This window comes from Algibacter mikhailovii, from assembly GCF_014651495.1.
Classification (GTDB): Bacteria; Bacteroidota; Bacteroidia; order Flavobacteriales; family Flavobacteriaceae; genus Algibacter_E; species Algibacter_E mikhailovii.
In genome coordinates this window covers 566,129-578,007 of record NZ_BMWZ01000002.1, presented here as the reverse complement: position 1 = coordinate 578,007, position 11,879 = coordinate 566,129, and the positions used below count along the sequence as shown (strand labels likewise).

Below are 11,879 nucleotides of genomic sequence, written 5' to 3'. Positions count from 1 at the left end.
AACATAGTTGCTAAACGAGAATTCTAAAGTTGATGTACTAATAATTGGCGGAGGGCTTGCCGGTCTTACAAGTGCTCTGCATCTATCTAAGTATAAACTAAATGTTATTGTTGTAGAAAAAAACAGCTATCCAAAACATAAAGTCTGCGGAGAATATATTTCCAATGAAGTTTTACCTTATTTAAGTTTTTTAGATTTTAACCCCTTTAAATTAGGTGCAAAATCGATTGATAAATTTGAATTAACAACACCAAAAAACAAGGTTATCCAGACAAAAATGAAACTTGGTGGGTTTGGTATTAGCCGTTATACGTTAGATAATGCGCTAGCTGAAAAGGCGAAAGATAGTGGTGTTCTGTTTGTTAAAGACGCTGTGACTGAGGTAAAGTTTAAGAATGATTTATTTTCAATTTCAACAAAAGATAATAAGCGGTTTGTAGCTAAAACAGTTATTGGTGCCTATGGTAAACGTTCAAGTTTAGATGTGTCTCTTAAGCGCAAATTTATTAAAAAGGAATCACCTTATTTGGCCGTAAAAGTACATTTAAAAGGTGATTTCCCAAATGATCTAGTTGCGCTTCATAATTTTAATGGAGGGTATTGCGGGCTCTCCAAAGTTGAGAATGATGTGATTAATGCCTGTTATATTGTGGATTATACTACATTTAAAAAATATAAGAATATTGAAGCATTTCAAGAACAGGTTATATATAAAAATACGGCGTTGAAAGCTGTTTTTGAAAACGCCACACCTTTATTTGATCAACCGTTAACCATTAGTCAAATTTCATTTGCCAGTAAAAACCCTATAGAAAACCACATGCTCATGTGCGGCGATACCGCAGGTATGATACATCCACTTTGTGGTAATGGTATGAGTATGGCTATAAGCAGTGCTCAAATGGCCTCAAGGCTTATCATTTCTTTTATGGAAGGTAACATAAATAGACGTACCTTAGAACGAGAGTATGCAAAACATTGGAATTTAGCGTTTAAAAGTAGACTTAAAACGGGGCGTATTGTTGCGTCACTTTTCAGAATGTATGGTTTCTCTGAAATTATGATGTACGTATTGCAGTGCTTTCCAAAATTATTACCCCAAATTATTAAACGTACACATGGTAAACCTCTATTAGTAGAATGAGTTTTTTTGTTGATACAACATATAGAACAAATCAAGAAGAAATTATGGACGATTTCTCTTTAACCGGTGCCACGTTAGACAACACATTAGATACCCTAGCAGTAATTAATAAGTGGTTGGGGGGTAATCAAGTCACATGTAGTGGGCTAAAGAAAATACTTAAAGATCAGCCAAAAGATAAGGAAATTACCATTATAGATTTAGGTTGTGGAGGTGGCGATATGTTAAGATTAATTGCGAATTATGGTAGAAATAAGGGATATAACTTTAAACTTATTGGAATAGATGCCAATCAGTATACCGTGGACTACGCGAAAAAATGTTCTGGAAGTTACCCTGAGATTGTTTTCTATGAATATGACGTTTTTTCGAAGGAATTTGATAAGCTTTCTTATGATGTGGCCATAGCAACATTGTTCTTACATCATTTTAAGCATGAGGAAATCTTAATGCTATTAGGTGTTATAGTAAAAAAAGCTTCTATGGGTGTTTTAATTAATGATTTGCATCGCAATAGATTAGCTTATTACCTTTTTAAGATGATCACATGGCCCATAAAAAATAAGATGATCAAGGAAGATGGTTTAGTATCTGTTTTGAGAGGCTTTAAAAGGAAAGAATTATTACAAATATCGGAAACATTAAGCGTAAAAAGCACCATAAAATGGCGTTGGGCGTTTCGGTTTCTATGGATTTTGAATTAAGAGATAATGAGCGTAAAAATAATATCAGTAGCCAAGCAACTTCCGAAATATACGCGGGAAACCAAGGATATTATCCCGTTTTTAAATATATGGCTTGCTGGCCAAGAGGATCGATTTAGACGGAAAGTCATTAAGCTATTTGAAAATGCAGGTGTAGATAGAAGATATGCCATCATGGATGCTGAAGAGGTGTTTACAAAAACATCCTTTGAAGAGAAAAATGACATTTACATGAGGGAAGTTGTCCCATTGGCAGAGCAATCTTTGGTAAAAGCTTTAAATAAAGTGTCGTTAAAAGGGACCGATATTGATTATATTATTACGGTAAGCTGTACGGGAATTATGATTCCATCTATGGATGCCTACCTAATCAATAGCTTAAAAATGAAACAGGATATTGTTAGGCTCCCTGTAACTGAGATGGGCTGTGCTGCCGGTGTTTCCGGAATTATTTATGCTAAGAATTTCTTGAAAGCGCATCCAAATAAACGAGCAGCAGTTATTGCCGTAGAATCACCAACAGCAACATTTCAGATGGATGACTATTCCATGGTAAATATTGTAAGCGCTGCCATTTTTGGAGATGGTGCGGCAAGTGTTATATTATCATCTTATGAAAATGAGTTAGGACCCAGGATTTGCGATGAAGCGATGTATCACTTTTATAATGCCGAAACTATGATGGGCTTTAAATTGGTGAATACAGGCTTGCAAATGATTTTGGATAAAGCCGTTCCTGAGACAATTTCAGAACATTTTCCTCAAATAATAAATCCGTTTTTAGAACGTAACGGTCTTTCTATTGAAGATATAAATCATTTAATCTTTCATCCAGGTGGCAAGAAAATTGTTCAGACCGTAGAAGATTTATTTGGATCATTAGGCAAAAATATTGATGATACTAAAGAAGTGCTTAAATTGTATGGCAATATGAGTAGTGCAACTGTATTGTATGTTTTAGAACGTTTTATGGATAAAGATATACCAAAGGGAGAGCGCGGTTTAATGCTAAGCTTCGGCCCTGGGTTTTCGGCACAGCGTATCTTATTAGAATGGTGATAATGATTTGTGAGGACAACGGTTTAGAAATGTCCAAGACGATAAAAAAAATAATGATTTATGGTTAGAGAGTTTGAACATAAAAATTATTGGGCCCTCATCCTTGGGGGATCTAGTGGCTTAGGTTTGGCTTCGGCAAAAAAATTGGCCAAACATGGCATGAATATTTGTATTGTTCATCGCAATTCTCGAGCTCAAGAACAGGAAATAAAAATTCAATTTGATGAAATTAAGGAGGAAGGTGTTCAATTTACGTCATTTAATATGGATGCTATTAATCCTGAGAAAAGAGCAGAGATTATCTTAGAATTAAAAAAGTCATTTGGTACAAATGCACGGATAAGAACTTTAGTGCATAGCATAGCCAAAGGGAACCTGAAGCCTATGATTAATACTAACAGCCCTACCTTAAAAACAGATGATTTTAGTCTTACCATGCACGCCATGGCCATTAGTTTGTTTGATTGGACCAAAGCCGTCTTTGATGCCAATTTATGCGCGGATGACACCCGTATTATAAGTTTTACAAGTGAAGGCAATACCAAAGCTTGGGAAAATTATGCAGCAGTATCAGCAGCAAAAGCAGCTTTAGAAGCTATTACTAGGAATATCGCTTTAGAATTTGCACCGTTTGGAATTCGAGCCAATTGTATTCAAGCTGGGGTGACTGACACGGCCTCCCTTAGAAGGATTCCTGGCAGTGATGCTATTAAGAAGTATAGTTTAGCACGTAACCCTTTTAAACGTTTGACACAACCTGAGGACATTGCCAATATGGTCTATTTGTTGAGTAAGGATGAGGCTAGTTGGATCAATGGAACAATAATAAAAGTGGATGGGGGCGAAAGTTTGAATTAATTTAATAGCACCTTTTAACTACTGAGAAATCGCAAGGTATTTTAAAATAAAAAGAATGACATCAGATCAAATTTTAAAGCGCTTACCATATCAAGACCCTTTTTTGTTTGTTGATGCCATAGAAGCCATCTCTTTAGCGGGCATAACAGGGCACTATACCTTTAAGCACGACCACTATTTTTATATAGGGCATTTTAAGAATAATCCCATTACACCAGGGGTTATCTTAATTGAATGCATGGCACAAATAGGTTTGGTATGTTTAGGAATGTATATCATGAAGGACGAGATTTCAACCCATGATAATCCCAAAATAGCTTTGACCTCAAGTCAAGTAGATTTCTATTTGCCTGTTTTACCAGGTGATAAGGTTACTGTGATTTCAGAGAAGGATGTTTTTCGTTTTAATAAATTAAAATGTAAAGTGAGGATGTATAATGCTGAAGAGGAATTGGTATGTCGTGGGCAAATTTCAGGAATGATTAGCCTATGAGAAATAGAGTGGTTATAACAGGTCTAGGTGTTGTGGCTCCAAATGGTGTTGGACTTCAGGCATTTTCAAAAGCGATTAAAAATGGTGTATCAGGGGTAAGGTATCATCAAAATTTGGCAGATTTGAACTTTTCTTGTTGTATTGGTGGTATTCCGGAAATTACTGAGGATAAAAAATTAGAATATTTAACGCCGCTACAATTAAGAGGGTTTAAAAGTTCGGGAATTTTATACGGATGTATGGCAGGTATAGATGCTTGGAAAGATGCAGGACTTTCATTGGACGCTAAGAGTGAATTAGATTATGATACTGGAACTATTTTTGGAACCGGAACCTCTGGCGTTGAAAAATTCAGAGAAGCCATTTACAAGCTGGATAATAATCAAGTAAAACGACTAGGGAGTACAGTAGTTACACAAACCATGGCAAGTGGGGTTAGCGCCATTTTGGGAGGAATACTTGGTTTAGGGAATCAAGTAACCACTAATTCTTCGGCCTGTGCAACCGGTACTGAAGCCATTTTAATGGGGTATGAGCGTTTAAAAAATGGTCAGGCAAAACGGATGCTAGTAGGAAGTTGCAGTGGTCACGGTCCATATATTTGGGGCGGTTTTGATGCTATGCGTGTCATGACCTATAAGTACAATGACAAGCCTAAACAAGGCTCAAGACCCATGAGTGCGTCAGCTTCAGGTTTTGTTCCTGGTAGCGGTGCGGGTGCCTTGATGTTGGAAACTTTAGATAGTGCTTTAGCTAGAAATGCACATGTATATGCTGAAGTCTTAGGCGGCAATATAAACTCTGGAGGGCAACGCAATGGAGGAACTATGACTGCGCCTAACTCTGAAGCGGTGCAGCGTTGTATTAAAGATGCGATTAAAAATGCCGGTATCAAAGCTGCAGATATTGACGTCATTAATGGTCATCTTACAGCGACCATGAAAGATCCTGTAGAAATTAAAAACTGGTCTAAAGCGCTAGGAAGGACAGGGTTGGATTTCCCCTATATCAATTCATTAAAATCTATGGTAGGACATTGTTTGGCGGCATCAGGTTCCATTGAAAGTGTGGCAGCAGTATTAGAGTTAAATGAAGGTTTTATTTTCCCATCCATAAATACAGAAGATATACATGAAGATATTGCATCTATCATTGATGGTTCTAAAATTCCTCATAAAACGATCTTAAGTGATATAAATATTGTAGCAAAAGCAAGTTTTGGCTTTGGAGACGTTAATGGATGTGTTATTTTTAAGAAAATTAGCAAATAGAAGAATTACTATGAAAAAAGAAGCGTTAATTGCACAGTTAAAAGATATTGTTCAGCCTTATGTTCAAAATGAGGAAGCATTAGAGAATTTAACAGAAAACACCGATTTTATTTCAGATCTTAAAATTAATTCTGCAAACTTAGTAGATGTTGTGTTAGATGTAGAGGAAGTCTTCGATATAGAAATTGATAACGATGCTATGGAGAAAATGCTAACCGTAAAGGCGGCTATGGAGATTATTTCCGCCAAACTTGATGAGAAATAATGGTGGGCAACGATATTGTTGATTTAAAGCAAGCGGCATTAGAGAGTCATTGGCAGCGTAAAGGTTTTATAAATAAGGTATTTACTGACCAAGAGATTGGTTATATTAAAAAAGCAAAGCATTCTTCTTTTATGGTTTGGAAGCTTTGGAGTATGAAAGAGAGTGCTTATAAAATTAATGTCCAACAATATAACCATCGTTTTTTCAATCCAAAAAAAATGGCATGTAGGCTTTTAGATGCTGGTCAGGGTGTTGTGACCATTAATAAAGATAAATATCGGACCCATTCTATTGTAAATGACAGGTTTATATACAGCATCGCTACACTAAATAATAGCTGTAATATTGAAAGTGAGTATTTTGAATTTAATAATTCATCATATAGGGTTCAAAGCCGCACAGGTCATAGCAAATTAATACAAGCCATTTCTAAAAAGCTTCATGTAAAAAATGATGTTATTAAGATTAAGAAAAGTATATTGGGCGTGCCAAAACTCTATAAGAATGAGAACGCTTTAAGCATAGGTTGTTCCTTGACCAATCATGGAAATTATGGTGCTTATGTGCTTTCTACTTAGAATTAGTACATTGGAATGACTAAAAAGAGCATATTGATTCAGTAAGTTCAGTATAATATTCATGAAGTTATTAGAAGACCTGATTAAGCGTATTATTAAATTTAGGATAGTTATTATTCTATTATTAATCGTTCTACTTTGTGTTTCCAGTTTCCAAACGATCAAAACACTTAGTGTGGATAATTCTTTATCTATTTGGTTTTTAGAAGACGATCCTAGTTATAAGGCCTATATAGATTTTCAGGAAAACTTTGGTTCAGATGAGATTTTTATTGCCATGCTCCCTGTTGAAAATGCAATTGGAGAAACAGAAGTGGAGGCTCTAAAACAATTACATAAAGCCTTAGAAGCGTTAACTTATGTAAAAACAACATTTAGTTTAGCGAAAGCTAAATATCCTATTTATGCGAATGACAAAATTAGTTTTGATAATTTATACAACGCAAAGCGCAGTGAAAAAGGTTTAAAAAGTCTATTTTCAAAGTTGCCAAACATTATTTCGCAATTAGTAACTAAAGACTATAAGCATCAGTTTTTCTACATTCAAATGCAACCCACGCCAACCATTGAGGACAAGCGACAGGATATTGCGATTGAAATAAGAAGCATTATTGATAAATCGTATTCAAATTATTTCCTCACTGGCCCTCCAGTACTTAACGAGGCCTACAGTAAAGGCATTTATAAAGAGAGTTTAGTCTTTGGGATATTGACGGTTTTAGTCATTACCATTTTGCTTTTATTTTTATTACCTAGCAGGCGCTATTTATATATAGCTTTGCTCGCAGTGGCAATTCCTGTAAGTTTATTATTTGGGTTAATCACCTCGTTAGGTTTTGCTTTAAATATGATATCCATGCTGATCCCCACCATACTTATGGTGTATAGTGTTAGTGATGCCGTTCATATCATAAATATTTATCATAAAGAGGGGTTAATGAACGCATCCATTTCAAAAGTTCATTTGATAACCATTGCTATTCGCAGAAGTTTAACACCTTGTTTTTATACCACCTTGACCACTTTTGTTGGGTATTTTGCACTGTATATATCACCACTTCCGGCATTTAAAAATATGGGGGTTTTTACCTGTATTGGGTTGTTATTGAGTTTTATTTTGGTGTATATCATTACTATTATTGGGTTTAGTTTTATGAATTTAGATTTTGAAAAAGCAAGACCAATTTTGAAACTAAAAGGCATCTCCCAGACAAAATTTATAGAATGGCTCAATAGTTTTACTTCAAACTACAAAACATCAATTATTACTGTTTTTACTATGATTCTTGTGTTTGGTGTTTTTTCCATTTTTCAAGTTGATATTGATACGAATTCACGCGATTTATTGGCTGAAGGACAAGCGAAAGATGATCTAAGGGCAGTAGAGCAAGAACTTGGAGGGAGTAACAGGTTGCAACTTAATATTGCAACCAGTAATGGCAAGCCTATATTAAATAAAGAGGCCTTAAAAAAGATAGAAATTTTTCATAAAAAATTAGAAGATAATCCGCTCATTTCGTCACCTGTTTCAGTAGTAACTATCCAATCATTTTTAAAGAAACGCACGCCAGTTTTATTTCAGTCTAATATTTCTGAAGAGAAATTGCAGCGCACACTGGCAGGGGTAGATGCTGCTGAAAACAGCTTTTTTAAATTGTTTTCTGATGACTTGTCCACTGCAAGCTTTACATTGACCTTAATGGAAATGAGAACCTCTGAACTTGAACAGGTTTTAAATGATATAAAAATCGCTTTTGAAGATACTTTTGATACCAACCATTTCAATTTAGAAATAAATGGTTTTGCTGTGGTGTTTGCTCAGCTAAATAACTTTATTCTTGAAACACAATTTAAGTCCTTTTTTGCAGCATTTTTTGTAGCATTTTTATGCCTCTGGTTCTTTATAAAAAGTTTAAGAACAACTATTTTAGTATTGGTTCCAAACGTGTTGCCTCTTGCTATTTTGGCTATTTTTATGAGTTTGTTTAATATCCCATTAGACGTTACAACGGCCATGATAACACCAATCATGTTGGGAATTGCCATGGATGACACTATTCATTTGGTACATAAATACCGTAAAAGTAAGCGCGTACAAGGTACTGCTGAAGTGCGTATGGACAAGGCCATGCTTTACACTGGCAGTGCTCTACTGTCTACCACCATTGCTTTGGTTGGAGGGTTTCTAATTATTGCCTCTAGTGCAACGCCATCGGTGCGCGATTTTGGAGCTTTATGTGCAGTTACCGTCGCTATCGCCTTAATTACAGATATTTTTTATTTACCCGCCCTTTTGAAGAAATTTGACAACTAATTTATTTAGAAATATCCAAATAAATAGCGGTGCCTGGTTTTAATTTTTCATGATGTTCTATAAACACTGTGTTGTTATTGTAAAGTGCTTCAATTAGAAAATATCGGCCTTTAAAATAAGAGGTTACTACCTGGGCATTCTTGGTAGATTTTGAAACTATCCGTAATTGATGCGCATAGACCAAGCTGTTGTCAATAAGATTATACTGCTCAAAAAATGAGGCTATCAGAGCCGTTGTAGGATTATGGTAAAGGGATTCGGGGGTGTCTTTGGCAATAATTTTATTTTCATGAAGTACAATCATGGTATCTGCAAAACCTAGAACATCATCTTTGTCATGCGTAGCTACAATGCATGTAATATTTTTGTCTTTTAAGTATTTAAAAACATTACGTCTTAAACTTTGTTTTTTAAAATTATCAATATGGCTAAAAGGTTCATCCAATAATAAAATTTCAGGTTCCTTGGCTAAGGCTCTAGCTAAGGCAACACGCTGTTTTTGACCACCACTGAGGGTTTTTACTTTGTTTTTAGCAAATGCGGATAGTTCTACTACTTTAATAAGTTCTGCTGTACGTTTCTTTTTTTCTTCAGGATAAAAGTTAGACAGGAATTTCCCAATATTGTCCTCTACAGAAAGTGGGGGCATTAAGTCAAATTCTTGTGTGAGGTACTTCATAAAATCATAACCCACCACCAAATTAAACTTAGGGCCTAAAACCGCCTTGTCATTCCAAAATATTTCGCCTTCATCTATGTCGTACTCCCCATAAATAGTTTTTAATAAAGTACTTTTTCCTGATCCGCTTTCCCCAATAATAGCTAGGTTTTCGCCTTTTTGCGCTTGAAAGGAAATATGACTTAAAACAGGGGTTTTACTATAGGAAAAGGAAAGGTTTTTTACGTTCAGCATAGCGCAGCAAAAATAGTATAAAAAAACGCCGAAAATAAAATCGGCGTATGATAAATGCATTTGTGAATATACTAATCTTTTAGTTTTTCATTTATTGTACTTGGTAGAACTTTGAACCCCATATTATATAATGTAAAACCAAAAATATCTGCGTATTGCTCTATGGTTTTGCTCACCGGCGTACCTGCACCATGACCTGCATCTGTTTCAATACGGATTAAAGTTGGGTTAGTTCCTTGTTGTTTCTTTTGTAACTCGGCAGCAAATTTAAAACTATGAGCAGGGACAACACGATCATCGTGATCGCCAGTAGTTATTAAAGTGGCAGGGTATTCAACATTAGGTTTAACATTATGCACCGGCGAATACCCTTTAAGGTATTCAAACATAGCCTTATCGTCTTCTGCTGTTCCATAATCATAAGCCCAACCTGCTCCTGCTGTAAAGGTGTGGTAACGCAACATATCAAGAACACCTACTGCTGGTAAAGCTACTTTTGCTAAACCAGGTCTTTGCGTCATAACAGCGCCTACCAATAAACCACCGTTAGACCCTCCTCTTAAAGCAAGGTAATCAGAAGAGGTGTATCTATTATCAATCAAATATTCAGCTGCACTAATGAAATCATCAAACACATTTTGTTTTTTCATTTTAGTGCCGGCGTTATGCCAATCTTCTCCATATTCGCCACCACCTCTTAAATTGGGGACAGCTAATATGCCACCTTGTTCCATCCAAACCGCATTGGTAACACTAAAAGAAGGTGTAAGGCTAATATTAAATCCGCCATAACCATATAAAATAGTAGGGTTTTTTCCATCTAATTTTAGTCCTTTTTTATGGGTAATCATCATTGGTACTTTTGTACCATCTTTTGAGGTATAGAAAACTTGATTACTTTCATAATCATGGCTATCAAAAGCTATGGAAGGTTTCCAATATAATGTTGCTTTTCCCGAATCCGGATTGAATTTAAAAATACTATATGGTGTGTTGTAATTAGTAAAATAAAAGTAATCTGTTTTTTCTTCTTTTTTGGTGCCAAAACCACTTGCTGTGCCTAATCCCGGAAGATCAATATGTCTTACAAGTGTGCCATCATAATGATATTGCTTCACTTTCGAGATAGCATCCATCATATAATGCGCATAAATATAACCACTACCTTTTGAAGCCGATAATACTTGTTCAGTTTCAGGGATGAGGTCAATCCAGTTTTCTGGAGTTGGGTTTGAGGCATCAACCGTTACAACCTTTTTATTAGGAGCGTTTAGGTTAGTTACTAGAAATAAAGTGCTGCCATTATTGTCCAGTATGGACGTGTCGCTTTTAGTATGGTCTAAAATAGGAATAAAAGGCGCATTATTCTTGGTTAAATCCTTAATGTAAAGCTTGTTTTTTGAGGTTGATATTTTGGGTGTTAAGACCAAATATCTGTCATCTTCAGTGACAGTTGCAGTAATATAACGGTGTTTCTCTTCTGGTTTTCCACCATAAATCAATTCGTCTTCTTTTTGTTTAGTGCCTAGTTTGTGGTAATAAACCTTGTGCTGATCAGTTTTAGCAGAGAGTTCGCTGCCTTGTGGTTTATCGTAGCTGGAATAATAAAATCCGTCATCTTTGTACCACGAAATGGTGCCAAATTTTGCGTCAACAATTGTATCTTCAATAATAGTTTTCGATTCGACATCCATAACTAAAATTTTACGCCAATCGCTACCACCTTCCGAAATGGAATAGGCCAAAATTTTACCGCTTTTGGAAAAACGCAATAGCCCTAGAGAAGTCGTGCCATCCTCAGAAAAAGTATTGGGATCTAAAAACACTTCTGGGTCGGTATTTTCTTTTTTTCTGTAATAGACACTTTGATTCTGAAGACCATCATTTTTGGCAAAATAGCTATATTCACCTTCTTTAAACGGAGCGCCTACTTTCTCGAAATTCCATAAATCAGACAGACGATCTTTTAATTCTGATCGAAAGGGGATGTTGTCTAAAAAGGCATAGGTAGCTTTGTTTTGGCCTTTTACCCAACGCTCTGTGTCTTCGCTTCTGTCATCTTCAAGCCATCTGTATGGGTCTTTAATTTCAATGCCAAAATACGTATCTACGGTATCAACAGTTTTGGTTATTGGATAATTCACTGGATTTGTTTTGAGGGTGTTCTTTTCATTTTTACAAGCTGATAAAAGGATCAGACATAAAAGGGGTGCTATTAACGATTTCATAAGATAGAAATTTTTAGCACGAAATTAAATAAAAAACTCCCGCAAATTTGCA

General features: G+C 35.6%; 11 protein-coding genes. 9 read left to right on the top strand and 2 right to left on the bottom strand.

Going from position 1 to position 11,879, the window contains the following annotated elements; genetic code table 11:
* Nucleotides 1-7 precede the first annotated feature (7 nt).
* The 9 genes from IE051_RS05935 (at nt 8) to IE051_RS05895 (ending at nt 8,686) form a co-directional block, all read left to right on the top strand.
* Nucleotides 8-1,144, top strand: a complete 1,137-nt coding sequence (locus IE051_RS05935; RefSeq protein ID WP_189359853.1) for an NAD(P)/FAD-dependent oxidoreductase — start codon at nt 8-10, stop codon at nt 1,142-1,144.
* Complete coding sequence (locus IE051_RS05930) at nt 1,141-1,848, top strand: methyltransferase domain-containing protein (protein ID WP_189359852.1); 708 nt, start codon at nt 1,141-1,143, stop codon at nt 1,846-1,848. Before IE051_RS05935 ends, IE051_RS05930 begins: the two co-directional genes overlap by 4 nt.
* Before the next feature lie 6 nt (nt 1,849-1,854).
* Nucleotides 1,855-2,907: a type III polyketide synthase gene (locus IE051_RS05925; RefSeq protein WP_189359851.1), complete on the top strand. Its 1,053-nt coding sequence runs from the start codon at nt 1,855-1,857 to the stop codon at nt 2,905-2,907.
* A gap of 60 nt (nt 2,908-2,967) precedes the next feature.
* Nucleotides 2,968-3,765, top strand: coding sequence for an SDR family oxidoreductase (locus tag IE051_RS05920; protein WP_189359850.1), 798 nt, complete (start codon nt 2,968-2,970; stop codon nt 3,763-3,765).
* 55 nt (nt 3,766-3,820) lie between these two features.
* The gene (locus IE051_RS05915; RefSeq protein ID WP_189359849.1) at nt 3,821-4,258 is read left to right on the top strand and encodes a 3-hydroxyacyl-ACP dehydratase FabZ family protein; all 438 of its coding nucleotides are present in this window, start codon (nt 3,821-3,823) and stop codon (nt 4,256-4,258) included.
* Nucleotides 4,255-5,529: a beta-ketoacyl-[acyl-carrier-protein] synthase family protein gene (locus IE051_RS05910; RefSeq protein WP_189359848.1), complete on the top strand. Its 1,275-nt coding sequence runs from the start codon at nt 4,255-4,257 to the stop codon at nt 5,527-5,529. The genes IE051_RS05915 and IE051_RS05910 overlap by 4 nt, the downstream gene beginning before the upstream one ends.
* Before the next feature lie 10 nt (nt 5,530-5,539).
* Nucleotides 5,540-5,794: an acyl carrier protein gene (locus IE051_RS05905; RefSeq protein WP_189359847.1), complete on the top strand. Its 255-nt coding sequence runs from the start codon at nt 5,540-5,542 to the stop codon at nt 5,792-5,794.
* Complete coding sequence (locus IE051_RS05900; protein WP_189359846.1) at nt 5,794-6,372, top strand: 4'-phosphopantetheinyl transferase family protein; 579 nt, start codon at nt 5,794-5,796, stop codon at nt 6,370-6,372. The genes IE051_RS05905 and IE051_RS05900 overlap by 1 nt, the downstream gene beginning before the upstream one ends.
* Before the next feature lie 175 nt (nt 6,373-6,547).
* Nucleotides 6,548-8,686 carry an efflux RND transporter permease subunit gene (locus tag IE051_RS05895; protein WP_229796741.1) on the top strand — a complete coding sequence of 713 codons (2,139 nt, stop codon included), beginning with the start codon at nt 6,548-6,550 and terminating at the stop codon, nt 8,684-8,686.
* Between the two features lies 1 nt (nt 8,687).
* Here IE051_RS05895 and IE051_RS05890 read toward each other — a convergent pair whose 3' ends face one another.
* On the bottom strand, nt 8,688-9,599 hold the full coding sequence (locus IE051_RS05890) for an ABC transporter ATP-binding protein (protein ID WP_189359844.1): 912 nt from the start codon (nt 9,597-9,599) through the stop codon (nt 8,688-8,690).
* A gap of 71 nt (nt 9,600-9,670) precedes the next feature.
* Entirely contained in the window at nt 9,671-11,827 is a 2,157-nt protein-coding gene (locus IE051_RS05885; protein WP_189359843.1) for a prolyl oligopeptidase family serine peptidase, read from the bottom strand.
* Nucleotides 11,828-11,879 lie beyond the last annotated feature (52 nt).